The sequence below is a fragment of the Streptomyces sp. NPDC020898 genome, from assembly GCF_044333925.1.
Lineage (GTDB): Bacteria > Actinomycetota > Actinomycetes > Streptomycetales > Streptomycetaceae > Streptomyces.
This window is the reverse complement of the sequence record NZ_JBIRRV010000002.1, coordinates 403404-428187: the sequence shown is the minus strand read 5'-3', so window position 1 is coordinate 428187 and position 24784 is coordinate 403404. Positions and strand designations below refer to the sequence as shown.

Below are 24784 nucleotides of genomic sequence, written 5' to 3'. Positions count from 1 at the left end.
CGGCTGTCCCACTACCTCCGGAGCCCTCATGGGACGGTACGTGATCCGGCGTCTGCTGCAGATGATCCCGGTCTTCATCGGCGCCACCCTGTTGATCTTCCTGATGGTGAACGTGATGGGCGACCCCATCGCGGGCCTCTGCGGCGACCGGCAGTGCGACCCGGCCACGGCCGCCCAGCTGCGCAAGGAGTTCGGCCTCGACAAGCCCGTCTGGCAGCAATACCTGACCTACATGGGCAACGTCTTCACCGGCGACTTCGGCACCGCCTTCAACGGCCAGGAAGTCACCGAGCTGATGTCGACGGCGTTCCCCGTCACCATCCGGCTCACCATCGTGGCCATCTTCTTCGAGATCGTCATCGGCATCACGCTCGGTGTGGTGACGGGCCTGCGCCGGGGAAAGCCGGAGGACACGGGCGTCCTGCTCGTCACCCTGGTCGTCATCTCGGTCCCGACCTTCGTGACGGGCCTCATCCTCCAGCTCCTCCTGGGCGTCGAGTGGGGCTGGATCAAACCGTCGGTGTCCACGGACGCCACCTTCGGCGAACTGATCGTCCCGGGCCTGGTCCTGGCCTCGGTCTCGCTGGCCTACGTGACCCGCCTGACCCGGACCTCGATCGCCGAGAACAGACGCTCCGACTACGTCCGTACAGCCGTCGCCAAGGGACTCCCGCGCCGCCGGGTGATCACCCGGCACCTGCTCCGCAACTCCCTGATCCCGGTGGTCACGTTCATCGGAACGGACATCGGCGCGCTGATGGGCGGGGCGATCGTCACCGAGCGGATCTTCAACATCCACGGCGTCGGCTACCAGCTCTACCAGGGCATCCTCCGCCAGAACACCCAGACGGTCGTCGGTTTCGTGACCGTCCTCGTCCTCGTCTTCCTGGTCGCCAACCTGCTCGTCGACCTCCTGTACGCCGTACTCGACCCGAGGATCCGTTATGCCTGACCGCCAGGACTCGGGCGCATCCGGCGCACCCGAGGGCGCCATCGCCTCGACCGGCATGGGAGGTGCCATGGACCTCGCCATGAGCGAGGCGGAAACCCTGGAGAAGCGCCCGGCCGACAACAACGGCGGCCCCACCGACAAACCCCGCTCCCTCTGGTCGGATGCCTGGATCGACCTGCGCCGCAACCCCGTCTTCATCGTCTCCGGGCTGATCATCCTCTTCCTGGTGATCATCTCGATCTGGCCCTCGGCGATCGCCTCCGGCAACCCCCTCAAGTGCGACCTCGCCAAGGCCCAGGAGGGCTCGGGCCCCGGCCATCCCTTCGGGTACGACGGCCAGGGCTGCGACGTCTACACGCGCACGGTCTACGGCGCCCGTACGTCCGTCACGGTCGGCGTCTGCGCCACGCTCGGGGTCGCGATCCTCGGGTCGGTCCTCGGCGGGCTCGCCGGGTTCTTCGGCGGGATCTGGGACTCGGTGCTGTCCCGGATCACCGACGTCTTCTTCGCGATCCCGGTCGTCCTCGGCGGCCTGGTCCTGCTCTCCGTGGTGACCAGCTCGACGGTCTGGCCGGTCATCGGGTTCATGGTGCTGCTCGGCTGGCCCCAGATCTCCCGCATCGCCCGCGGCTCGGTCATCACCGCCAAACAGAACGACTACGTCCAGGCCGCCCGCGCCCTCGGCGCCTCCAACTCCCGCATGCTGCTACGGCACATCGCGCCCAACGCCGTGGCCCCGGTGATCGTCGTGGCGACCATCGCACTGGGCACGTACATCGCCCTGGAGGCCACCCTGTCGTACCTGGGCGTGGGCCTGAAGCCCCCCACGGTCAGCTGGGGCATCGACATCAGCGCGGCCTCCCCGTACATCCGCAACGCCCCGCACGCCCTCCTCTGGCCCTCCGGAGCGCTCGCGGTCACCGTGCTCGCGTTCATCATGCTCGGCGACGCGGTGCGCGACGCCCTCGACCCGAAGCTGAGGTGACCGGCGCCATGCTGCTCGAAGTACGCGACCTCCACGTGGAGTTCAGAACCCGGGACGGGGTCGCCAAGGCCGTCAACGGCGTCACCTACAGCGTGGACGCGGGCGAGACCCTCGCCGTGCTCGGCGAGTCCGGCTCCGGCAAGTCGGTCACGGCCCAGGCGGTCATGGGCATCCTGGACACCCCGCCCGGGAAGATCACCGGCGGCGAGATCCTGTTCCAGGGCAAGGACCTGCTCGCCTTCAAGGAGGAGGAGCGGCGGAAGGTCCGGGGCGCCCAGATGGCGATGATCTTCCAGGACGCGCTGTCGTCCCTGAACCCGGTCCTGAGCGTCGGCGAGCAACTGGGCGAGATGTTCGTGGTCCACCGGGGAATGTCCCGAAAAGACGCCCGCACCAAGGCAGTTGAGCTGATGGACCGCGTCCGCATCCCGGCCGCCGCCCAGCGCGTACGGGACTATCCGCACCAGTTCTCGGGAGGCATGCGCCAGCGCATCATGATCGCCATGGCGCTGGCCCTGGAACCGGCCCTGATCATCGCCGACGAACCGACCACCGCCCTCGACGTGACAGTCCAGGCCCAAGTCATGGACCTCCTGGCCGAGTTGCAGCGCGAACTGAACATGGGCCTGATCCTCATCACCCACGACCTCGGAGTCGTCGCGGACGTCGCCGACCGGATCGCCGTCATGTACGCGGGCCGGATCGTCGAGTCGGCGCCGGTCCACGACATCTACAAGGCACCCGCCCACCCCTACACCAAGGGCCTGTTGGAGTCGATCCCGCGCCTCGACCAGAAGGGCCGCGAGCTGTACGCCATCAAGGGCCTGCCACCGAACCTGATGAACATTCCGCCGGGCTGCGCCTTCAACCCGCGCTGCCCGATGGCCCAGGACATCTGCCGTACGGAGGTACCGCCGTTGGCGGATGTGGACTCGGCGGACGGGGTCCGCAGAAGCGCCTGCTTCTTCTGGAGGGAGACGCTCGATGCCTGAGGCGATTCTCGAAGTCACCGGCCTTGTCAAGCACTACCCGCTCACCCAGGGCATCCTGTTCCGGAAGCAGGTGGGCGCGGTCCGGGCGGTCGACGGCGTCGACTTCGCCCTCGGAGCCGGCGAAACCCTGGGCATCGTCGGGGAGTCAGGCTGCGGCAAGTCGACGGTGGCCCGGATGCTGGTCAATCTGGAGAAGCCGACGGCCGGCACGATTCTGTACAAGGGCGAGGACATCACCCGGATGTCGGGCCGCGCCCTGAAGTCCGTACGCCGCAACATCCAGATGGTCTTCCAGGACCCGTACACCTCCCTCAACCCCCGGATGACGGTCGGCGACATCATCGGGGAGCCGTACGAGATCCACCCCGAGGTCGCGCCGAAGGGGGATCGCCGGCGCAAGGTCCAGGATCTCCTGGACGTGGTGGGTCTCAACCCGGAGTACATCAACCGCTACCCCCACCAGTTCTCCGGCGGCCAGCGCCAACGCATCGGCATCGCCCGGGGGTTGGCGCTGCGCCCCGAGATCATCGTGGCCGACGAACCGGTCTCCGCGCTCGACGTGTCGGTCCAGGCCCAGGTGATCAACCTGCTGGACCGCCTCCAGAGCGAGTTCGATCTCTCGTACGTGTTCATCGCCCACGACCTGTCGATCGTGCGGCACATCTCGGACCGGGTCGGGGTGATGTACCTCGGCCGGATCGTGGAGCTGGGGCGGGACGCCGAGATCTACGACCACCCGACGCACCCCTACACACAGGCACTCCTGTCCGCCGTGCCCGTCCCCGACCCCGAGGCGCGCGACCGCCGGGAGCGGATCATCCTCTACGGCGAGGTGCCCTCCCCGGCCAACCCGCCCTCCGGCTGCCGCTTCCGCACCCGCTGCTGGAAGGCCCAGAAACGGTGCGAGTTGGAGGTCCCGCTGCTGGCGGTGCCCGCGGAGTTCCGGCTCACGACAGGACCGGCCGCGCACGACTCGGCCTGCCATTTCGCGGAGGAGAAGCGGGTGGTGCCGACGGAGGAGCCGCCCCCCGCATCACCTGCGGATTCTCCGGACGATCATGCGAACGGGCTGAAATAGCAGCATAAAGACACATGAACCGCGTTAACACGCAGGCAACTTGGCCGACCCGATCTCGATATACGGACGGTCCACTCTGATGAACGTACGGCCGTGCGGGTGCCGTAAACGGGCCGGGGCTCGCCATGTAGCCCCGGCCCGTTGCCGTACCCGGCCTGCCTACTGGGGCAGCCCCAACGCCCGCTTCAGGAAGTCCACTTGAAGCAGCAGCAGGTTCTCCGCGACCTGTTCCTGCGGGGTCATGTGCGTGACGCCGGACAGCGGGAGCACCTCGTGCGGCCGGCCGGCGGCCAGCAGGGCCGAGGACAGACGCAGGGCGTGCGCGAAGACGACGTTGTCGTCGGCGGTGCCGTGCACGACCAGCAGCGGCCGATGCGGTTCGGCGGGCGAGGACAGTCCGAGGTCCGTGATCAGCGAACTCTTCGCGTACGCCTCCGGGGCGGCGGCCGGGTCACCGAGATACCGCTCCGTGTAGTGCGTGTCGTACAGCCGCCAGTCCGTCACCGGGGCGCCCGCGATGCCCGCGTGGAAGACGTCGGGCCGTCGCAGCACGGCCAGCCCCGCGAGCCAACCGCCGTACGACCAGCCCCGGATCGCCACCCGGGAGAGGTCGAGCGGGTGGCGCTCGGCGAGGTCGTGCAGGGCGTCGATCTGATCGTCCAGCGAGACCGTGAAGTCCCCGTGGACCGCCTTCTCCCAGGCCGGCGAGCGCCCCGGAGTCCCTCGCCCGTCGGCCACGACCACCGCGAACCCCTGGTCGGCGAACCACTGCGAGGTGAGGTGCGCGTTGTGCGCGGCGACCACGCGGGGCCCGTGGGGGCCACCGTAGGGGTCCATGAGGACAGGGAGGGGAGTGTCGCCGTCGTAGTCGGTCGGCATAAGCAGGGCGCATGGAATTCGGCGTGCGCCCCCCTGGGTCAGGGTCATGCGCGGGGACATACCGGGATCTTCGGCGTACGAGACGACAGTCGCCGCACGCTTCCCGTCGCGCAGTACCTGCACCTGGGCCCCCGGCCGGTCCGGCGCCGCCGACACGAGCACGGTCACGCCCCCCGCGCGTACCGCCGAGTGCACGCCGGGCTCGTGCGAGACGCGCTCCAACCCAAGCTCGTTCACTCGATAGACGTGAACCTCGCCGATCTCGGTGCCGATCGCCTCCTCACCTGCCGACGCCGACACGAGCACGTCGTCGTCCGAGACGTCCAGCACCGCCCGTACGTGCAACTGCGCCCCGGTGAGCGGCCGTTCGCCGACTGCCAGCACCCGCGCGCCACCCTCGTCGGCGATGCGGACGAGCTGTCCGGAGGGGCTCCAGCAGGGCACGCCGGGGAAAAGATCCAGCCAATGTGGATCTTCGTCGGCGTGCACCATCCGGGTCGCCCCGTTGTCCGGGTCCACGGCCAGGAACAACTGCCCACGCTGGTCCCGCGACTGCACCAGAATCAGCGGCGCACCCGCCCCTGACCAGTGCACACGCGCCAGATACGGATAGCGCGCCCGGTCCCACACAACCTCGGTCCGCACCCCTTCAAGGGTGAGTACGAAGAGCCGCACCTCCGCGTTCAGGGTGCCCGCCGCCGGATACGCGACCCGCTGCGGTTCGCGTTCCGGATGCGCCGGATCGGCGATCCACCAGCGGTTGACGGGCGCGTCGTCGGCCCGGGCGACCAGCAGCCGATCGGACTCCGGGGACCACCAGAAGCCGCGCGACCGGGCCATCTCCTCGGCCGCGATGAACTCCGCGAGCCCGTACGTCACCGTCTCCGACTCGGGTTCCGCGAGCGCGAGGGCCCGCTTACCGACCAGGTCCGTGAGGCACAGGGCGCCGTCCGCGACGTACGCGACGAGCCGTCCGTCGGGGGAGGGGCGCGGGTCGAGAACGGGCCCCCGGGCCGGGATCTCACGCACCGTCCCGGCCGGCAACTCGGCCACGAAAAGCCGCCCGGACAAGGCGAACGCGGCCAGTTCGACGGCCGAGTCGGTGGCGTATCCGACGATCCCGGCACTGCCCTCACGGCTGCGTTCCCGACGCGCCCGCTCCTCCACGGACAGCTCCTCGTCGGCCCCGCCGAGAAGGGTGACCGGGTCGGCGGCGACCCGCTCCCCGCCGTCCGGGAGGTCCAGCACCCACAGCTTGTTCGCCCGGTCGGTGCCGGAGGAAGACCGCAGGTAGGCGACCCGCGAACCGTCGGGCGCCACGGTGAACGCGCGGGGTGCGCCGAGCGTGAATCGCTGGGTGCGGGCGTGCCGGCGGGGGAAGGAGACAGGCTCGGTCGTCATCCCCCGACCATATTGGCCATGCGCCCCCTTGTGCGGCAGTGCGCTGACCAATGCGCGCGGGCGAATAGTTATGATCACTGGCGGCTAGTGGGTATGAACCTGCTGGCCACTGTATGGATTTACTGCCCCCATAGTCCGACCCCCCGCGTCCCTGGGCCCCTTGGAGGTGAGCCGCCGTGGCACTCTCGATTTCGGCGGTCGTGCTGCTGGCGATCATCGTCTTCTTGCTGATCAAGAAGTCAGGACTCAAGGGAGGCCACGCGGTGGTGTGCATGCTCCTCGGGTTCTACATGGCCTCGTCGACCTTCGCCCCGACGATCAGCGACCTGACGACAAGCATCGCGGGCATGATCGGCGACCTCAAGTTCTGACCTGCGCCTGCTGTTGGGCGCGGGTACGTGGGCTTCGGCGGGCTCCGGAGGGTGAGTGTCCGGGGCCCGACCTTGGCGGACATGTTCCGGGTGGACGGCCACAACGCCGACGATCGGCTCCGGGCGGCCGGCGAAGGCATCGCCCAGCTTCGGGCGTCTGTGTGGCTACCGGCCCCTCCTGGCCGTCTTCGAGTCACAGGCGGAACCCAACCCGGCCTGGCGATCCGAACACCGCTTATGGGAGCGCTGGGCAGTTCGGCGAGGTGTTGGCCGGGTAGTTCGTCACCAGTACCGATACGCGCGTCGAGGGCACCCGGCAGGTCGACCGTCTCAACCCGCTGCCCCGGGTGGGCGTGCTCGTCGGCTGGAGCCGTGACGCCTTCTACAAGCTCCGCAGGGCCGCAACGACGCCGAGATCGGCGACGACCGATCCCGCTTCTCCGACGCCAAGTCCCTGAAAGCATACGCCGGGGCCGCACCAGTCACACGAGCGTCCGGCAAGAGCGTCGCGGTCCTGGCTCGCCGGGTCAAGAACCAGCGCCTGGCCTCCGTCGGCTACGTATGGGCATTCTTCGCCCTGACCGTCTTACCGGCGCCAAGGCCCACTATTACCGGCGTCGCAACGACGGAGATCGCCACAACGACGAAGCGACCATCTTCCCCGCATCAGCGGAACAACAACTCCCTTCTGCCGCTTGACAGATCAACGCATCGGATGTCTGCCCCTGCACGACACCGCACAGAACCGGATCTGGCTGGAGACGTCTCCCTCGCACTCGACCTCCTCACTTGGATGCCCATGCTGGCGCTGACCTGCGAGGCCCGCCGTTGGGAACCCAAGAAGCTCCGGCTTCGGCTGTTCTCCGCCGCCGCTCAGCTCGTGAACACCGGCCGTAGCCGCTGGCTCCGCCTGCCCGCCCGAGGGCCCTGGACCGCTGTCATCAGCCACGCGATCGTCAGGCTCCACGCCCTGCTGAACCCTGGTTGACCAACCACATCGCCCGTCCCGACAACCCGCACCACCACACCGGTGAAGTGGAACTCGGCGCCCACCCATCGAAGCTCAAAAAACACGAAAGTGCTCCTGAGCGTCGAAAATATTCGGCGCCATTAGATGCCGTTATGGTACATCCTCGCCTCAGTGGCGGATACCTTTTCCGGCTCACTTCGGATTGCCGCATCGATAACGGGAAGCAGTTTATCGACCTGGTCGCCCAATTTCTTGTTGCGGCCCTCCAGCTCCTTGTGCCATGCCCGAGCGTTCTTTCCTACCCAGACCTGGTCACCACCGATTTCCTCGGTCGGCTTTTTGAGCGCCTTCTTCAGATCTTCAACTTCCTTCGCCAGATCTCGCCGCAACTTCTCCAAGTCCGCTTTGCGAGGATTTGACACTTTTGGCTCGGAACCCGTCATAACCGCACGCCCCTATGCACACTGACCTGCCGACTGCTCAACACCGTACCAACCCGAACCCGTGGCTCCCGCGCCGAGCGGCGCGATCCCAAATGTGGCAATCACGACTCGATCGTGTAGTGCCCGGGCCACCGCATTGCTTCCCGTCATCCATCCCGCCTAGCCTGATTCCATGACCGCAGCAGCAGCACCCGCCAAGGTTCCCGATCTGTTGGCACTTCCCACCATGAGTCAGGTTCCTCGGAACGCCGACGGCTCCCCGGTCCAGCACGGCACCGTTGACGTGATGCTCGTACCTGTAGCTACCGAAGGCGGTGGGGAACAACTGGTATGTCTGGCGTTCACCTCCGTTCCCCTGCTTGTCGAAGCCCTGGGCCAAGAACAGGCCTGGGTGATGATCCCGACCCAACGAATGGAAAAGGCGCTGCAGGGGTCGGGCGCCCAAGGGATCTTGGTGGACCCTCAGTTGGCGGATGGGGCAAGAGGCGGTCGTCCCAATGACTGATCCGAACTTCTCGGGAATCAATCCCGATAATTTGCTCAGGACCATCAGTGCCCTGGAGTCCGGCGGCAAGAAATTGCATGGCGCCAAAGCAGCCTTCCTCAGCAGATTCCAAAAGCACGGCCTCGATTCCAGCAACCTGACAGAGATCGGAAAGATCGCCAGTTGGGTCGATGACGAACTCCCGATGTTGCGGCGGCGTCAGACGCTGGCGGCTGCAATGGAGACGGAGGGCGGCTATGGCCCAAAGGTTACGATGATTCAACTCCGAGAGCCCGTCCTCACCGGAGCCGCGGCAATGAAGGACGGGAAAGAGCTTGCCGAGGCCGCCAACAAGGCCGGAGATCTTGATCCCAGCCAGGCGGGAGCCGAGTTCCACGGGATCGCAGAAACTCTGAGAATGCACAAGGGTGATCCGGACTTCGCTTCGGCCTTTTATGCCAAAATGAATCCTGAGCTACTCGAGAACCTCCCTTTGGCTATTGCGGCCGCGAATGCGTCGACCGCAAAAGAGGACACCAAGATCTTCGGGTCTGCGTTCACAGCGGCAGTCAATTCCGAGTCCCCCGCGCCTGGCTTTGACAAGGCTTATTCCGTCTTCAGTGGTGACCTCCCCAAAGATCAGCCAGGGGCGGTATTCAATCGCGCCTTGATGCAGAGCAACGATCCAGAGCTCTGGGAGGTCGCATGGGATCACACCAAAAAAGCGGTGGCCAAGCTCGGCGATCCCGCCGATACCTGGTCCGACCACGCCGGATTGATTGCAGGGATTATCGGCGTGCAGTTCAAGTATGCTGACCATTTCCGATCTCAGGCGCAGAATTTTAGTGACAAGGCTTCCGACCTCCACCAGCGTCGACTCAATGCCATGACTCCAGAAGAAAAGCGCGCGTTCAAGAAGGAAACGCGGAGAGCTGCAAAAGCAGCAAAGTCGTCGGGTCGCCAGGCCGAGCGCGCTCTGGCAAAGTACGGCATGGGGCCATTTTCGCGCCTGATGGAGGTGTCAGTGGGCGATGCTGGCAGTTGGGTCATGAAGAGCATTCCCAGTGTGCATCCGCCAAGCAGCACCGGCGCCTTCGGTAAAATTCTGCGGGCCGGTGGCAAACTCCCGCTGGTGGGTTCGATCCTGACGATTGGCGCAATCGCCTGGGACATCCACGGTGGCGAGGAGAAAGATGTTGCCATTGCCGCCAACGTTGCCGGTATGGGCGCCGGCATGGCTGGCACCTGGGCCGGTATGGCAGCCGTTGCCGCCGTCGGTGGGCCGGTCGGCTGGGGAATCGCTGCTGGAATTGTCGTAGGGTTCGGTGTTGGCTACACCGCTTCGTACCTCCTCAAGGACACTGAGATCGGAAGGAAGGCCGTCAACGCGGTCAGCGGAGCAGCAAAGAGCGCCGGAAAGTCCATCAGTGATGGGGCATCAGTGGTGAAGAATACCGTTTCAGGTTGGTTCTCATGAGGGATGAAGATAATGGCCAAGAAACAACGGAAACGCTCACCCAGCTCTTTTCAGAACCCACAGAGTTCTGCCCGAGCGGCGGCGGCCAAAGAGGCAGCCAGGAAGGTCGCCGAAGAGCGTAATCCTCGCCCGTTGCTCCCTCAGCTACGTCTTATCTTCACTCTGGCGGGCTTGGGGATTCTCTGCATCGTCATCTTCCTCGCACTCTGGCTTCCCTCGAAAGCAGTCGTTGATGACCTTCGTTCCCGCGGGGTGACTGCGACGGCGACAGTCACCAAGGTCGACGACAAACCTGAGATCGTAGAAGTACGCTTCCGAGGCCCTAGTGAGACCGTCACCGCAAATTTGCACGACTATGCGGGGATGCGCCCAGAAGTACAGGTCGGGCAGCCCCTGGCGGTTCGCTACGACCCCCAGGACTCTTCTCGGGTACTTACTGAAAGTTGGGTCAATAGCCCGCCCCTCGTAAATCTGCCGATGTTGGGAACTGCAGCGTTGGCCCTGTTCCTGCTGGCAGCTGCGGCCTTTCTGACACTCCGCCGCCGTCAGGTTCTTAGCCTCGCCAAGGTATCCCCGCAGGACGATTCCCCCTCAAGCTCCTTGGCCGTGGAGGAGGACGGGAAGACGGCGCAGCTCTCCAAGGAATAGTGCGTCTGATTCTCGTACTGTACTGCGGCGGCGAAAGCATCCGCCGGAGTCTCGTTAACCCGCGATGGGCCTGTCCTCCACAGCGGAGGACGAGGGATCCGAGGACGGAGATGTGGCCAGGCACAGCCTTTCCGACGGTGCCGTCCAGTGTGCGTTCCGGCGGTATCGACGTACATCGAGGGGGCTGCAGACCTGGCGGCGTTCTTCACGTCGCCAACCATGGCGATAATGGGTCACAAGTCGCTCATTTCATACTTCAAGAGCTCCCAAGTGCTCAATGCGCCGAGCACGTTCACCGCACGTCTTATCAACGGCCACTGGGACAAGCACAGAGGCCAACCTGCTTCGCGTCGCCCAACGCGGCGGTCCCGCCAATGCGACCAAGGCCGCCGGATGGATTCGTGGCGCCGGCATCGAGCTGCGCGAGGGAAAGGAACCATGCAGCAACATACGTACACCCTCGACTACTGGGATGACCGTTCAGGTCATCGGCTGACCTGGAAGTTCGGGTATCGGGGCGCAGCAGGGCCGTTCGGGAAGATCGAGGTGATCTACCCGGCGAGCCGTCGCGGCGACCGTCACGTCACCGAGGTCAGGGGTGACTCCATGCCCGCCACCTCCTTCGGCGGCTGGGCCTACGGACGAAAGCCCTCGCTCTACATGGGACAGCTCAGCGTCGGCGGTGCCGGAATCCGGCTCAAGCGCAACCGCTGGGCGCAGACCAGAGCCGGACGGGCCCTGCGGATGCAGGTTGCCGGGCGGGAGTACCGCTACCTCGCGACCAGCGCACGGCACCGCGACAGGACCCTCGTCCGGAACGGTGTGGAGATCCGGACCAGTCGGCATGGCAGAGGTGCGCGCAAGAAGGCCACTTTCACCGTCCTGGGTCCGGCCGACGCCACGGACCTCGCTCTGGCCGCCGTGATGTGCGGCGTCAACACCCGCAACCTCACTCGGGGCGGGGCCGTTCGCGCCTTCCTCAACAGGTCGATGAACTGGCTGGACGCTTTCCAGTGACCTTCGCGCTGAGCCTGTCAGCGTTCGGCCACGTACGGGACGAACTCGGCCCAGGTGGTGGGGGCAAAGGCCAGGCGGGGGGCGCGCTCTATGTTCTTGGAGTCGCGGACGTGGATGGTGCCGGGGGTGGTGGCGATCTCGACGCAGGAGTCCCCCTCAGGGCCGTCGCTGTAGCTGCTCTTGAACCACGCCAGTTCGGAGGCGTCCCCGGCGGAGGTCTTGCGGATCATGTTTCTCCCAGCAGTTGCTCGATGAGGGCCAGCGACTCCCTTGGGGTGAGCGCCTGAGCCCGGATGGCGCCGAAACGCAGCTCAAGGATCCTCAGCTGCTTCGGATCAGAAGTCGGACGGCCGTTGAACGCACCGTCGGAACGGCCCAGCGCCGTACCGTCCGCGAACTTCAGCACCTCGATCTTGCCACTCAGCCCGGCGTGAGCCCCAGAGTTCATCGGCATTACTTGAAGCGAGACGTTGCGCAATCGCCCCACCTCCAGCAAGCGTTCGAACTGCCGTCGCCTCACCATTGTGCCTCCGACATCGCGTCGGAGCGTTGCCTCTTCCTGGACGAAGTTGAGTGAGGTGGCGGGTTCACGGCCGAAGATCGACTGTCGGGCCATGCGAGCTGCTACCAGGCGTTCCAGTTCCTGCTCCGAGGCCGGTGGTTGCCCCACCTCGAACAACGCCCGGGCATGCTCGGGCGTCTGCAACAGGCCGTGGAGGCTGAGTCCGACGTACACGCCGATCTCCACCGCCTTCGCCTCCATGTTCGCGATGGCCCGCACCTTCTTCGGGTACTGGACCTTCTCCAAGTCCTCGTTCATCGCCGCGAGCAGCCCACCCGCCCCCAACTCCTCGTCCGCCTTCCTCATGTACTCGGGCCGAGCGATCCGCTTCCCGCCCTCGATCTTGTAGACCATGTCCTCGCCGTACCCGAGGGCCCGGCCGAAGTCGGCGGCGCTCATCCCCACCGCCTCCCGCCGCAGCTTCAGTTGCCGGCCGACGGTCTCCACGACGGCCACACCCCAGGCGTCGTCCGGGTCCACCTCCCAACCCGGCTCGTCCGCCTCGCTCTTGAGCTGCCCTGCGTCACTGTCCACGCTCATGCCGCACCCCTCCGTCGCACCGCGCTGTACGTTGCCCCCGCCCTACCCGTACGCGCCGTCCCGACAGCCCGGACAGGACCGGACAAGCTCCGGACAGTCACCGTACGTATCGACTGAGTCACTGCTCACGGTAAGCATGTACGGCCACTCTGAGTGACGTGAATCAAGAAACCGCCGCTCCCGAGGCCCAACTCGGACACGCCTTCCGCAACTTCAGCGTGCGTCTGTCACCCACGCCCCGTGGTGCCCGTCTGGCCCGGCTGCTCGTCGCCGAGCAACTCTGTTCCTGGGGACTGCCCGTGGACCCGGCTCGTCAGATCGTGGCCGAACTGTCGGCCAACGCCGCCACGCACGGACGCGTCCCGGGCCGCGACTTCCGGCTCACGATGTACGTCATCGGCAGCACCCTGCGCATCGAGGTGACCGATACCTGCGGGGATCTTCCGCCCCGCCCACAGCACCCGTCCGACGACGCGGAGTGCGGGCGGGGCCTGGCTCTGGTGGAGGCGCTCGGCGATCGGTGGGGGTGGGGTCCGGGGCTGAGGCCACACAAGACGGTGTGGGCCGAGGTGACCGTCGTACGGCAGGGAGGCAGAACGTGATACCGAGGTCCAAGTGACGGCGCGCGATGCTCTACGGGAGCTGTGCGCGCCGTACTGGAGAAGGCCGCCCGGAGTGTTCCCGCTCCGGATCCTGGCCGCGTGGGTTCCGGCGTGACCGGCGCTCTTTTCAAAGGAACGTCTGGAGAGAAACAACCTCAACCAAACCCCACCCCTCCCGTCCGCCGGGACGGCCACCGAGGGCCAGGCCGCCGCCACCGCACAAACTCACCCGCGCGAGTGGACATCGCCAACTCGGCTGGATCTGCGACCGGTTACCTGCCCTACGCTCAGCGCAGCACCACCACGGACATCACAGACAACCGCAGACATGCGACGGCCCTCGCCGGGATTGCACTCCCAATGCGAGGGCCTGACCACCAAGGAAGTTAGGGCTTCCCGATGGATACGAAAAACCTTAGCGTGCCCTCGCACGCCCAAGCCCGTATCGCGGGCAAAAACCACCCCCACAGGCGCCCCAATTCCGGCGTCTCCGGCGTCATCCACGACAACGCCCGCCACAAAGACCGCTTCACAGTGATCGGCAACCACCTCGCCCAGCACCCCGAGCTGTCGCTGCTCGCGATCGGGCTGGCCGTGCACATCCAGTCGCTGCCGACGGGTGCCCGCGTCGACATCAAGACCCTCGCCAGGAAGTTCCCGGAGGGCCCGGACCGTATCGCCGCCGCCCTGCGCGAACTGGAAGCCCACGGTTACCTGCGGCGCCTCCGCGAACGCACCCCCGCTGGCCGCATCGTCACCCGCACGGTCTCCTGCAACCAGCCCGGACGCCACACCGGGGAGCACACCGATCGCCGTACGGCGCCCGAGCCCGAACCCGAATCCGAGTTGGGGCACCCACCCGCCACGCGCCCGCCCCCGAGCCGACCCGCCCCGCGCACCCCACCACCCCCGGCCCACCCAAGAAGCGCACCCCACGCAAGCCCCTCCCCGCCGTACCGCAGCCCGCGTACTCCGGGCCGGGACTCCTCCAGGCCGCCACCGACCTCCTCGCCGGCCTGCGCCGCCACCACCCCGACCTGCTCCTGTCCGCCTGCGACACCGCCCACCTCGCCCCCGGCGTCGCCGCCTGGCTCGAACGCGACGCCAGCCCCACCGCCGTACGCCACGCCCTCACCCACGACCTCCCACCCGAAGGCACCCGCCGCCCAGCCGCCCTCCTCGCCCACCGCCTCACCACCCAGCTACCGCCCCCGGCGCCGTTTCGTGCACCGGCGGTGGTCTCACCACCGGCCGCCCGGAGCCCGCTCCAGACCTGCGACGGCTGCGAGCGCGCCTTCCGCGCGCCCGAGCCCGGTCGCTGCCGCGACTGCCGCCCCGATCTTCTGGAGGCCGCCCGGCATGAAGGCGACGAGGAGTGAGTGCGATGGCCACTGGCCCGGGCGACGCACAGCGGAGCACTTCTCACGTTTCTTCGATCCCCGCACCGGCACCGGCGCCGTCCTCACTGAGATCCACCCCACCCCCGGCGGCCCCCGCTACGCGACCCGCAAGGACTTCGTCTACGGCGACGACGTCACCATCGCCGACTGGACGATTCCGACAACCGGCCTGCCGCGTTACCGCGAGGAGTGAGGCGCGGACAGGGGACGGCGGACCGAGACCCCGCGCCTCGTAGGGTGGGCCCATGACGGAACTGCCCGACCGGCGTCTTCTTCTGGTGCACGCGCACCCGGACGACGAGTCGATCAACAATGGCGCGACCATGGCCAGGTACGCGGCCGAGGGCGCCCGGGTGACCCTGGTGACCTGCACCCTCGGTGAGCGCGGCGAGGTCATTCCGCCCGAGCTCGCGCATCTCAGCGGTGCCGCCCTCGGCGAGTACCGGCTGCGTGAGCTGGACGCGGCGATGCGCGCGCTCGGAGTCACCGACCACCGTCTGCTCGGCGGCCCCGGCAGGTACGGGGACTCCGGGATGATGGGGCTGGCCGACAACGACGACCCCGGCTGCTTCTGGCAGGCGGACGTCGGCGAGGCCGCCGGGTACCTCGTGGAGGTGATCCTCGAAGTCCGCCCCCAAGTCGTCGTGACGTACGACCCGGACGGCGGCTACGGCCACCCCGACCACATCCAGGCCCACCGCGTCGCCACGCGCGCCGTGGAGCTCGCCGCCGAGGCCGGCTGGAGTGTCCCCAAGGTCTACTGGAACCGCGTGCCCCGTCCGGTCGCCGAGAAGGGCTTCGCGCGTCTTCAGGAGGCGTTGCCGGGGCTGCCCTTCGCCGAGGCCGGCGTGGTCGACGACGTACCGGGTGTCGTGGACGAGGACCGGATCACCACGGCCGTCGACGGCACCGCGTATGCGGCTGCGAAGGCCGCCGCGATGCGCGCCCACGCCACACAGATCGAGGTGGCCGAGCCCTGGTTCGTCCTCTCCAACCAGCAGGCCCAGCCGCTCTTCACCGACGAGTACTACGAGTTGGTGCGCGGCGACCGGGGGGAACGCACCCCGGGGCGTGAGAAGGATCCGCGTGAGACGGATCTCTTCGACGGGATTTCCGACGAGGTTTCCGGGGCGGGTGTGCGATGAGTTCGAAGAGCGCGAAGAGTGCGAAGAGTGCGAACGGAAAGGTCCCCGCTCGCGGAACGCGAGGAAGAGCGGCATCGGGAGTGGCAGCAGGCGCAGGCGCAAGCACAGGGGGAGTGGGAGCGGGGGGCGGCAGTCTGCTGGCCCAGCCGCTCGTCGGGCCCTCCCCCGGGCGGGCGGCGGGCTATCTGGGGTTGTTCGTGCTCGGGGCCGTCGTCGGGGCGGCCGGCGCGCTTGTTCAGGCCGCGTGGTTCCCCGGCGGGCTGCTGCTCGCGCTGGGCGGGGCGGCTGGGCTGTTCCTCGGTGGAGCGCGTGGCGTCGGGACTCGCGCCGGGGCGGTCGCGCCGGCGGCCGGCTGGATGGTCTCCGTCATCCTGCTCACGGCCAACCGTCCGGAAGGGGATTTCCTGTTCTCCGCAGGAGCCGGCTCGTACCTCTTCCTCCTCGGCGGGATGGCCGTCGCTGTGATGTGCGCCACCCTCGCCCGGACGCGGCAACCAGACGGTTCCGCGGTCCGACTTGGCAAGTGACGTACTACTTCGCCGCCGCGACCGGTGGGGGTCCCGTGATGGTTTCCTCAGCGGTCGTGGGATACGCGCCGGAAGTGGCCAGTATGGTGGTGCGCGCCGCCGAGCTGCCCGCGTGAGGTCGCGTCGGGCGGCGGAGCCAACCGGGAGAACCTGCCTTGAGTCGTGAAACTGACAGTCCGTCCTCCGGGCCCAACGGGCGCGGAGGTGCCGCCTACCCCTCGGGGACACCGCCGTACGGCACGCCCATGGCGTCCGACGGCGGTCCGGACGCGGGCCGTTCGGCCGCGGAGCCGGACGGGCCCAAGACCGAGACCACGCTGACGACCCGGATCCGGATCAACATCCCCGGATCCCGGCCGATTCCGCCGGTCGTCGTCCGGACGCCCGTCGCGGACACCGAGTCCTCCGAGGAGACCGGGACGCACAAGCGGCCGAGGACGGGAGGCGACGCCAGAACGCAGGGCGCGCCCCAGTCCAACGGCGCCGCCGAGCCGTCCGCCGAGCCCCCGGGCCAGCCCGGAGAGAAGACCAGCGACTGGTTCGCGCCGCGCAAGTCCGGTGCGCCCAAGGGCGGTCCGGGCAGCGACGCGAGCAACGGCGCCGGTCTGCCCGGCGGTTCGGGCCCGGCACCCGCAGCCCCCCGGTCCAGCGGCTCCAACGGCACCGGCCCGGCGGGCACTTCACGCCCCGGCGGTCCCAACAGCGGCGGTTCCACGGGCTCTTCACGCCCCGGCCTGGGCGTCATGGGCGCCGCGGGCAACGCGGGCGGCCCTCGCGCCGCCGGTGGCGGTACGAAGGGTGCCGGACTCGGCGGTGCCACCGGCGCCGGTCCCGTGGCCCCGGGGCACGGCGGCGGCACCGGTTCCTTCGACGTGTCCGCGCTGGCGGCCGGGGCGGGCCCGCTGAGCACGTCCCCCTACCCGTCGGCCGGCAATCCCCGTAACCCGGGTGGTCCTGCGGCTGCCGACGGTCGTGGTGAACCGCGCCGCGACGACCTGCCGTACTTCTCGGAGAACGGACAGGGCGGCCCCAACGGTCAGAACGGCCAGAACGGGCAGAGCGACTTCGGCGGTCAGGGCGGCGGGTTCAGCCCGCAGAACGACTTCACCGCGTCCAATGACTTCACCCAGTCCAACGACTTCGGTGACTTCGGTGCTGCCCAGGCCGACTTCGGCGGTCCGAACGGGCAGAACGGCCAGAACGGCTTCGGACCCGGCGGTTCGGGTGGCCCGGCGGGCCCGACCGGCGGCCCGGTCACCGGAGACGGCCCGGGAGTCTCCGGCGCCCCCGGCACGGGTCGGCTCGGCGGCGGGCTCAGCGACGACACCGCGATCCTCACCCCGCAGAAGCACGCCCCCGAACCGGGCGGCGGCTACGGCGGCTCCGTGGACAACATCTCCAGCTCCACCCTGACCAGCGGCATGCCCGTCGTCCCGAGCGACCGCAACTCCCCGTTCGCGCCGGGCACGCACCCCGACGGACCGCTTCCGCACACCCCGCCGAAGCTGCCCGAGCCGGTGTCGCCGAACGCGCCCGCCGCTGCCGCGCCCAAGGGCAAGAAGGCGAAGAAGAAGGGCCGCAGCAAACTGACGCTGCTGATCGTGGCCGTCTTCTTCATCGCCGGTGGCGCGTACGGCGCCGGGCTGCTGATGAACCGCTTCGACGTGCCCAAGGGCACCACCGTGTTCGGCGTCGACATCGGCGGCGGCACCCGTGACGACGCCGTCAAGAAGCTCGACGACGCCTTCGACAAGCGGATGAACCAGGCGCTGACGCTGTCCGTCGACGGCAAGCCGGTCTCCCTCAAGCCGGACCAGGCAGGGCTCCAGTTCGACACCCAGGCCACGGTCCGGGCAGCCGCCGGCAGCGACTACAACCCCATGTCGGTGATCGGCTCGCTCTTCGGGCAGCAGCGGGTCGTCGAGCCCGTCATGCCGGTCGACGAGGAGAAACTGGCGGCAGCGCTCCAGCGCACGGCCGGCGGGGCCAGCTCGGCGAGCGACGGGACGATCACGTTCCAGTCCGGCAAGGCCGTCGCCGTCTACGGCAAGGCGGGCAAGGGCATCGACGCCGCCGCGGCGGCCGAGTCCGTCGAGAACGCCTACCGCAGCCAGGTGGAGAGCGGCACGAGCACGCCGATCCAGGTCCCCACCAAGACCCAGGAGCCGACGATCTCGAACGCCGAGGTCGACCGCATGATGAAGGCGTTCGCCACCCCGGCGATGTCCGCCAACGTCACCGTCCGCGTGGACACCGGCACGGCCCAGGTGGAGTTCAGCCCGCAGAACTCCCTGTGGAGGTTCCTCCAGGTCAAGCCGATCAACGGCAAGCTCGTCGAGGCCTACGACAAGGCCGCGCTGAAGGAGCTGTACGGCAGCACCTTCGACCAGGTCCTGATCGCCCGCGGCAACGGCGAGAAGACGCCGGTCACCGTCGAGGACGTCATCGGCGCCCTGCGCCCGGCCCTGGTCAGCACGAGCAACCGGGTCGGGATCATCGAGACGAACCCGAGCTGAGCGCTCCGCGGGATATGCGGTTCGTCTGCCGCGGGCCGGTGGGGGCTGGTCGCGCAGTTCCCCGCGCCCCTTCGGGGCGCGGGTTGCGCACCCGACTTCACCAGGACCGCTTAGCCGCGTAGGGCACAGAGGGAAGTGACAGGAGGGGCGCCCGGAGCCACCGGGCGCCCCTCCTGCCGTACCGGCGCATGACATCTGTCATCCGCGAGTCAGGATCCCCGGCACTGCCGGGCAGGGCACCCCCACGGCCACGATGACTCCCATGGACCCCATGGACTCTGCGGAAACAACTTCCGTGGTCGCGTTCGACCAAGTCACCAAGAGCTACGGCGAACTCCGGGCCGTCGACGGGCTCTCACTCACCCTGCGCCCCGGCGAGACCGTCGCCCTGCTGGGCCCCAACGGCGCCGGCAAGTCGACCACCCTCGACCTGCTCCTGGGGCTCAGGCAGCCCGACAGCGGCACGGTGCGTGTCCTCGGCCGCGGCCCCCGGGACGCGATCGTCGGCGGGCACGTCGGCGCCATGCTCCAGAGCGGCGGCCTGATGGACGAGGTCACCGTCCGCGAACTCGTGACGCTGGCCTGCGCCCTGCACCCCCGCCCCTTTCCGGTCGGCGAGGTCCTCTCCCGGGCCGGGATCACCCAGCTCGCGGACCGCAAGGTCGACAAGCTGTCCGGCGGCCAGCAGCAGCGTGTCCGGTTCGCGCTCGCCACGGCCGGGGACAGCGCCCTGATCGTCCTGGACGAGCCCACGACCGGCATGGACGTCACCGCCCGCCAGGCCTTCTGGGCGACCATGCGCGAGCAGGCGGACCAGGGCCGTACGGTCCTGTTCGCCACCCACTACCTGGAGGAGGCGGACGCGATCGCGGACCGCGTCCTCGTCCTGCACCGGGGCCGCCTGCTGGCCGACGGCACGGCCGCCGAGATCAAGGCGAAGGCGGGCGCACGCCGGATCTCCTTCGACCTGGAGTTCGATGTGGAGCCCGCGGCGGAGGAAGAGACCCTGCGCACCCTGCCCTTCCTCACCTCCCTCGACATATCCGGTCGGACGGTCCGCATCCAGTCCTCCGACGCCGACGCGACCGTCCACGCCGTGTACGGGCTCGGGCTCTACCCGCGCAACCTCGAAGTGGCCGGCCTGGGCCTTGAGCAGGCGTTCGTCACCCTCACCGCCGCAGCCGAGGAGGCGCGCACCGCATGAACGACCTGATCCGGCTCGAAATCACCCGGGCCCTGCGCAACCGCAAGTTCCTGTTCTTCTCGGTGATCTACCCGTCCGCGCTGTTCCTGCTGATCGCGGGCAGCGCCGACAGCACCACGAAGGTGACGGGCACGGAACTCACCCTCCCGACCTTCTTCATGGTGGCCATGGCCTCCTTCGGCGCCCTGACAGCCGTCCTGATGGGCAACAGCGAACGCATCGCCAAGGAGCGGGAGAGCGGCTGGGTACGGCAGTTGCGGCTGACCCCGCTGCCGGGCCGGGGATACGTGTTCGCGAAGACGGCGAGCGCGGCCGTGGTCAGCCTCCCGTCGATCGTGATCGTCTTCGTCGTCGCGGCGGCGGTGAAGGACGTACGCCTGGACGCCTGGAGGTGGCTGGCGCTGACCGGTGTGATCTGGGTGGGCAGCCTGGTCTTCGCGGCCCTGGGGGTCGCCCTCGGGTATCTGGCGAGCGGGGACGCGGTCCGGCCGCTCACGATGATCGTCTACTTCGGTCTGTCCATGCTGGGCGGTCTGTGGATGCCGACGACGACCTTCCCCGACTGGCTCCAGGACATCGCGAAGTGGCTGCCCACGCACGCGTACGCTGCCCTGGGGCAGTCCATGGAGCTGGGCGACGCCCCGCACCTGAGGGATGTGGCGATCCTGGCCGTCTCGTTCGTCCTCTTCGCGGGCGGCGCGGCCTGGCTGTACCGGAAGGACACGCTGAAGGCGTGAGCAGCGTCGGCATCGGGCAGCGCCCGACGACCCGTAAGCAGCGGCTGGTGAAGTCGCTGTGGATCGGCATCTGGCTCGTCTACCTGAGCGCACCGGTCAGCGACCTCCTGCACGGCGGCCACAGCACGGGCGTACGGCTCCTCGGCTGGCTGGGCCTGGCGGTGTTCGTGGCCTGGTATGTGGCCATGGTCTTCCGCACGGGCCGCGGCGAGACGAACCGCCTGGTCATCGGCTCCCTGGCGGTCCTCGCCGCCCAGTCGACCCTCCTGTCCCTCACTCTGGGCCGCGAGTGGCTGGTCCTGTTCGTGTACGTGTCCACCGCGTCCGGCGCCGCCCTGCCGACGCGCATAGCCCGCTGGGCGATCGTGGCGGTGTCGGCACTGATGACGGCGGTCGCCCTGGCGGTCCCCGGAGGCCACTTCTACCTGGCCGGGCTCCTCATCCCGGCTCTGCTCGGCGGCGGCGCCATGGCGGGGGTACGACAACTCGTGCGTACGACGATCGAGTTGCGCGAGGCCCGGGCCACGGTCGCCCAGCTGGCGGCGAACGAGGAACGCCTGCGTCTGGCAAGGGACCTGCACGACCTCCTGGGCCACTCCCTCTCCCTGATCACCCTGAAGAGCGAGCTGGCGGGCCGGATGCTCCCCGGCCGGCCCGAGCAGGCGGCCCAGCAGGTGGCCGACATCGAGAAGGTGAGCCGCCAGGCCCTGGTGGACGTCCGCGAGGCGGTGACCGGGTACCGGCGCCCCCGGCTGGCCGGTGAACTGGCGGGCGCCAAGGTCGCGTTGACGGCGGCGGGGATCACAGCCGACCTGCCGACGGCCGATGCCCCGACCGACGTCGGCGAGGAGGCGGAGTCGGCCCTCGCGTGGGCGCTGCGCGAGGCGGTGACGAACGTCGTACGGCACAGCGGCGCCCGGCGCTGCACGGTGGAGGTGCTGAGCCGCCAGACCCTGTCCGGCCCGATGCTCGAACTGTCGGTCGAGGACAACGGCTCGGGGGACGGCTCAGCGGGCACTCCGGGCAACGGACTGACGGGCCTCGCGGAACGCCTGGAGAAGGCGGGCGGCGCCCTGGAGACGGGCCGTACGCGACACGGCTTCCGCCTGGTGGCAAGGGTGCCGGTGCGGCCGACGCCCGCTTCGGCGGACGTAGGATCCGGTTCATGAGCCGCATGATCAAGGTCCTGTTGGCGGAGGACCAGTCGATGGTCCGCGAGGCGCTGGCCGCGCTGCTCGGCCTGGAGTCCGACATCGAGGTCGTGGCCCAAGTGGCCCGGGGCGACGAGGTGTTGCAGGCCGCCCGTAGCCACGCCGACCTGGACGTGGCACTCCTGGACATCGAGATGCCGGGCGCCACGGGCATCGAGGCGGCGGCCCTGCTCCACCGGGAGTTCCCGGCCCTGAAACTGGTCGTCCTCACCACCTTCGGCCGCCCCGGTTACCTCCGCAGCGCCATGGAGGCCGGCGCGGACGCCTTCCTGGTCAAGGACGCCCCGGCCGCCCAACTCGCGGCAGCGGTACGCAAGGTGCTGGCGGGCGAACGTGTCATCGACCCGACGTTGGCGGCAGCGGCCCTGGCGGACGGCGCGAACCCCCTGACGGACCGTGAGCGCGAGGTGCTCCGCGCGGCGGCGGACGGCGCGACGAACGCCGAACTGGCGACGACCCTGCACCTGTCCCAGGGCACAATCCGCAACTACCTCTCCACGGCCATCCAGAAACTGACGGCACGCAACAGAGCGGACGCGGTGCGGATCGCGAGAGAGAAGGGCTGGCTGTAGGAGTACGTGCTCAGTTGTAGGAGTACAAGGTCAACCGGTAGGAGTACAGGCTCAGTTCAGCCTGGCCCGAGCCGCCCGGGCCTGTTCCCGCATCCGCTCGGCCGCCGGCAGGTCGAACGTCGCGACGATCTCCGCGTACCCGTCGAGCTCGGCCGCCCCCACCAGGAACTCCCCCCGCCGCACCAGCAACTGGGCCCGCTCGTACCGCAGCCGAGCCGGATGGGAAGGCAGCAGCAACGCCAACTCCACGGCCCACAAGGACACTTCGGACCGCTCCGGCCGCGCCTCCCCCCACGCCCGGATGTTGTTCAGCACCCTCATCACCACACCCAGCGGATCCGCGGGCGCCAGCATCGACGGATGCAAGGCCTCCCCGGTGGCCCCGGCCACCAGCAGTTCCGCGTCACTTCCGCTCAACACCCGCCCCCCGTCGAAGGGATCGGCGAGCACCTGCTGGTCGACCGGGCCGAACCCCACGACGAAGTGCCCGGGCAGCGCGACCCCGTACACCGGCGCCCCCGCCCGCCGCGCGACCTCCATCCACACCACGGACAGCAGAATCGGCAACCCCCGCCGCCGTACCAGCACTTCGTGCAGCAGCGAGGACTCCAGTCGCTGATAGTCGGCGGGGCTGCCACGGAACCCGAGGCGCACGCCCAGGAGTTCGTGCAGGGCCGTTGCCCAGGCGTGCGGGTGGCCGGGCCGGAACGGCAACTGCCCGGCCAGCCGGTCGAGTTCCATCTGCACGGCGTCGACGGCGGCCTCGTCGAGCGCTCTGTCCGCGACCGAGCCCATCAGCAGACACAGCGTCGTCAGATCGGGCCGCTCGGACCGCGCCTCGTCGGCGAACAGCCTCCGCAGCTCGGCGGACCGTTCGGGCCCCGGAGGATACGGCGGGGGATGAGGGAAACGCATAACAGGCCCGTGCCCTCTCACACCGATCGGTACAGCTCGCCGTCGCCACCACCATCGGCAGACCGTCCCTCGGGCTCCCGATAGTGATGGTAGGAATGATGCGCCCCGAACCCCATCCCGGCGTACAAAGCCCGCGCACCCGAGTTGTCCTCCTCCACCTGGAGCCAGGCAGCCGACGCCCCCTCCTCCAGCGCCCGCCCGGCCAGCGCGGCCATGACAGCCGTGGCCAGCCCCCGCCGTCGCTGACCGGGGTCCACCTCGACCGCGCCGAACCCGGCCCACCGTCCGTCCACGACACACCGCCCGATGGCAGCCGGCGGCTCACCCGCACCCCCCGGCACGGTCGCGAACCACACCGACGGCCCGCTCCCCAGCACCGCCAGCGCCACCTCACTCACACCCTTGCGCTGATACCCCGAGAGCCACACCTCATCGGCCCCCCGAGACAGCACGACCTCCGCCGTGTCGCTGCCCCGGTCGGCGACGGGCGCCAGCCCCCCGACCCACAGCTCGGCCGTCACCTCACGCGTCCACCCGCGCTCCTCCAGCTCCGCGCACAACAGCTCCTGCGTGCCCTTGGCGCCGGTGGCGGTCTGGACGTACGCGGGCAGGCCACGAGCGCCGTACCAGCGCCGTACGACGGCCAGCGCCTCGTCGAGCGGCAGGCCGGGGTCGCCGAGCGGCAGGACCGAGTTGGCGCGCCGCGTGAACCCGGACGCCGCCCGCAGCTCCCACTCACCGAGACTTTCGCTCTCGACGGGCTGCCAGGACCGCGCGGAGACCCGCGCCAGCTCCTCGTACGAGGCGGCGGGACCACGACGCCGGGCGGGGGCCGCCGGGACCACCTTGCCCGCGACCAGCGACGATTCCGCGACCTGAACGCGCTCGCCGTTGCGCCGTGTGATCAGAAGCACACCGGCGTCTTCGTCCCATGATGTGAGAACACCCACCGTGTCGGTGAACTTCTCACTATCTGTGCCTTCTTCGTTCAGCCGTCGAACGGAGACCCGTTTGCCCACGTCAGCAGCGGTGATACGGACCTCAAGACGTCCGGCCGCAGAGATTTCCACAGGTCAGTTCACCCCTCCTGTATGGATCATGCCCGGGAACGGAGATACTAGGTGTGGGCATCGACGACGCCGCGCTCCCGCGCGCC

The 24784-nt window shown here is 68.7% G+C and carries 24 protein-coding genes and 3 pseudogenes; 21 read left to right on the top strand and 6 right to left on the bottom strand.

The window, feature by feature from the left end; translation table 11 throughout:
• The first annotated feature begins 28 nt into the window (after nt 1-28).
• Genes ACH4TV_RS09885 through ACH4TV_RS09870 form a run of 4 tightly spaced genes read left to right on the top strand, consistent with a single transcriptional unit; the run spans nt 29 to nt 4007 of the window.
• Complete coding sequence (locus tag ACH4TV_RS09885; protein ID WP_398396084.1) at nt 29-952, top strand: ABC transporter permease; 924 nt, start codon at nt 29-31, stop codon at nt 950-952.
• Entirely contained in the window at nt 945-1937 is a 993-nt protein-coding gene (locus ACH4TV_RS09880; protein WP_398396082.1) for an ABC transporter permease, read from the top strand. Before ACH4TV_RS09885 ends, ACH4TV_RS09880 begins: the two co-directional genes overlap by 8 nt.
• Nucleotides 1938-1945: 8 nt before the next feature.
• On the top strand, nt 1946-2929 hold the full coding sequence (locus tag ACH4TV_RS09875; protein ID WP_398396080.1) for an ABC transporter ATP-binding protein: 984 nt from the start codon (nt 1946-1948) through the stop codon (nt 2927-2929).
• Nucleotides 2922-4007 carry an ABC transporter ATP-binding protein gene (locus tag ACH4TV_RS09870; protein ID WP_398396078.1) on the top strand — a complete coding sequence of 362 codons (1086 nt, stop codon included), beginning with the start codon at nt 2922-2924 and terminating at the stop codon, nt 4005-4007. Before ACH4TV_RS09875 ends, ACH4TV_RS09870 begins: the two co-directional genes overlap by 8 nt.
• A 159-nt stretch (nt 4008-4166) precedes the next feature.
• On the opposite strand, the gene ACH4TV_RS09865 is transcribed toward ACH4TV_RS09870, so the two are convergent.
• Complete coding sequence (locus ACH4TV_RS09865; protein ID WP_398396076.1) at nt 4167-6287, bottom strand: prolyl oligopeptidase family serine peptidase; 2121 nt, start codon at nt 6285-6287, stop codon at nt 4167-4169.
• A gap of 176 nt (nt 6288-6463) precedes the next feature.
• Between ACH4TV_RS09865 and ACH4TV_RS09860 the strand changes: the two genes are divergently transcribed.
• The 3 genes and pseudogenes from ACH4TV_RS09860 to ACH4TV_RS09850 form a co-directional block, all read left to right on the top strand.
• On the top strand, nt 6464-6658 hold the full coding sequence (locus ACH4TV_RS09860) for a hypothetical protein (protein ID WP_006375723.1): 195 nt from the start codon (nt 6464-6466) through the stop codon (nt 6656-6658).
• Between the two features lie 409 nt (nt 6659-7067).
• Nucleotides 7068-7357: pseudogene (locus ACH4TV_RS09855) on the top strand (transposase); the annotation flags it as partial.
• 20 nt (nt 7358-7377) lie between these two features.
• Nucleotides 7378-7646 (top strand): annotated as a pseudogene (locus tag ACH4TV_RS09850) (transposase); the annotation flags it as partial.
• 122 nt (nt 7647-7768) lie between these two features.
• Here the strand turns inward: ACH4TV_RS09850 and ACH4TV_RS09845 are convergent.
• Nucleotides 7769-8071: a hypothetical protein gene (locus ACH4TV_RS09845; protein ID WP_398396074.1), complete on the bottom strand. Its 303-nt coding sequence runs from the start codon at nt 8069-8071 to the stop codon at nt 7769-7771.
• Nucleotides 8072-8243: 172 nt separating this feature from the next.
• Here ACH4TV_RS09845 and ACH4TV_RS09840 point away from each other — a divergent pair, with 172 nt between their 5' ends.
• From ACH4TV_RS09840 to ACH4TV_RS09825, 4 genes are all read left to right on the top strand, one after another.
• Nucleotides 8244-8576 carry an SAV_915 family protein gene (locus ACH4TV_RS09840; RefSeq protein ID WP_398396072.1) on the top strand — a complete coding sequence of 111 codons (333 nt, stop codon included), beginning with the start codon at nt 8244-8246 and terminating at the stop codon, nt 8574-8576.
• Nucleotides 8569-10032 (top strand): hypothetical protein, encoded by a 1464-nt coding sequence (locus tag ACH4TV_RS09835; protein WP_398396070.1) that lies wholly within the window; start codon nt 8569-8571, stop codon nt 10030-10032. The genes ACH4TV_RS09840 and ACH4TV_RS09835 overlap by 8 nt, the downstream gene beginning before the upstream one ends.
• Before the next feature lie 12 nt (nt 10033-10044).
• The gene (locus ACH4TV_RS09830) at nt 10045-10680 is read left to right on the top strand and encodes a DUF3592 domain-containing protein (RefSeq protein ID WP_398396068.1); all 636 of its coding nucleotides are present in this window, start codon (nt 10045-10047) and stop codon (nt 10678-10680) included.
• A 438-nt stretch (nt 10681-11118) separates the two neighbouring features.
• Entirely contained in the window at nt 11119-11697 is a 579-nt protein-coding gene (locus ACH4TV_RS09825) for a hypothetical protein (RefSeq protein WP_398396066.1), read from the top strand.
• Between the two features lie 17 nt (nt 11698-11714).
• On the opposite strand, the gene ACH4TV_RS09820 is transcribed toward ACH4TV_RS09825, so the two are convergent.
• On the bottom strand, nt 11715-11927 hold the full coding sequence (locus tag ACH4TV_RS09820) for a DUF397 domain-containing protein (RefSeq protein WP_398396064.1): 213 nt from the start codon (nt 11925-11927) through the stop codon (nt 11715-11717).
• Nucleotides 11924-12799 (bottom strand): helix-turn-helix domain-containing protein, encoded by an 876-nt coding sequence (locus ACH4TV_RS09815; RefSeq protein WP_398396062.1) that lies wholly within the window; start codon nt 12797-12799, stop codon nt 11924-11926. Before ACH4TV_RS09815 ends, ACH4TV_RS09820 begins: the two co-directional genes overlap by 4 nt.
• 158 nt (nt 12800-12957) lie before the next feature.
• Between ACH4TV_RS09815 and ACH4TV_RS09810 the strand changes: the two genes are divergently transcribed.
• From ACH4TV_RS09810 to ACH4TV_RS09765, 10 genes and pseudogenes are all read left to right on the top strand, one after another.
• A complete protein-coding gene (locus tag ACH4TV_RS09810; RefSeq protein ID WP_398396061.1) occupies nt 12958-13401 on the top strand; it encodes an ATP-binding protein in 444 nt (147 codons plus the stop codon).
• A gap of 399 nt (nt 13402-13800) precedes the next feature.
• Nucleotides 13801-14780: pseudogene (locus tag ACH4TV_RS09805) on the top strand (helix-turn-helix domain-containing protein).
• A complete protein-coding gene (locus ACH4TV_RS09800; protein WP_398396059.1) occupies nt 14761-14994 on the top strand; it encodes a hypothetical protein in 234 nt (77 codons plus the stop codon). The pseudogene ACH4TV_RS09805 and the gene ACH4TV_RS09800 overlap by 20 nt, the downstream one beginning before the upstream one ends.
• Before the next feature lie 52 nt (nt 14995-15046).
• Complete coding sequence (gene mshB, locus ACH4TV_RS09795) at nt 15047-15946, top strand: N-acetyl-1-D-myo-inositol-2-amino-2-deoxy-alpha-D-glucopyranoside deacetylase (RefSeq protein ID WP_398396057.1); 900 nt, start codon at nt 15047-15049, stop codon at nt 15944-15946.
• Nucleotides 15943-16473, top strand: coding sequence for a DUF6113 family protein (locus tag ACH4TV_RS09790; RefSeq protein ID WP_398396055.1), 531 nt, complete (start codon nt 15943-15945; stop codon nt 16471-16473). Before mshB ends, ACH4TV_RS09790 begins: the two co-directional genes overlap by 4 nt.
• Nucleotides 16474-16628: 155 nt before the next feature.
• A complete protein-coding gene (locus tag ACH4TV_RS09785) occupies nt 16629-18989 on the top strand; it encodes a hypothetical protein (RefSeq protein ID WP_398396053.1) in 2361 nt (786 codons plus the stop codon).
• A 271-nt stretch (nt 18990-19260) separates the two neighbouring features.
• Nucleotides 19261-20193: an ABC transporter ATP-binding protein gene (locus tag ACH4TV_RS09780; protein WP_398396581.1), complete on the top strand. Its 933-nt coding sequence runs from the start codon at nt 19261-19263 to the stop codon at nt 20191-20193.
• Nucleotides 20190-20930, top strand: coding sequence for an ABC transporter permease (locus tag ACH4TV_RS09775; RefSeq protein ID WP_398396051.1), 741 nt, complete (start codon nt 20190-20192; stop codon nt 20928-20930). Before ACH4TV_RS09780 ends, ACH4TV_RS09775 begins: the two co-directional genes overlap by 4 nt.
• Nucleotides 20927-22099, top strand: a complete 1173-nt coding sequence (locus ACH4TV_RS09770; protein ID WP_398396049.1) for a sensor histidine kinase — start codon at nt 20927-20929, stop codon at nt 22097-22099. Before ACH4TV_RS09775 ends, ACH4TV_RS09770 begins: the two co-directional genes overlap by 4 nt.
• Nucleotides 22096-22713 carry a DNA-binding response regulator gene (locus tag ACH4TV_RS09765; RefSeq protein ID WP_398396047.1) on the top strand — a complete coding sequence of 206 codons (618 nt, stop codon included), beginning with the start codon at nt 22096-22098 and terminating at the stop codon, nt 22711-22713. Before ACH4TV_RS09770 ends, ACH4TV_RS09765 begins: the two co-directional genes overlap by 4 nt.
• A 51-nt stretch (nt 22714-22764) precedes the next feature.
• Here ACH4TV_RS09765 and ACH4TV_RS09760 read toward each other — a convergent pair whose 3' ends face one another.
• Nucleotides 22765-23628 carry a tetratricopeptide repeat protein gene (locus tag ACH4TV_RS09760; protein WP_398396045.1) on the bottom strand — a complete coding sequence of 288 codons (864 nt, stop codon included), beginning with the start codon at nt 23626-23628 and terminating at the stop codon, nt 22765-22767.
• A gap of 17 nt (nt 23629-23645) precedes the next feature.
• Nucleotides 23646-24698, bottom strand: a complete 1053-nt coding sequence (locus ACH4TV_RS09755) for a GNAT family N-acetyltransferase (RefSeq protein ID WP_398396043.1) — start codon at nt 24696-24698, stop codon at nt 23646-23648.
• Between the last annotated feature and the right edge of the window lie 86 nt (nt 24699-24784).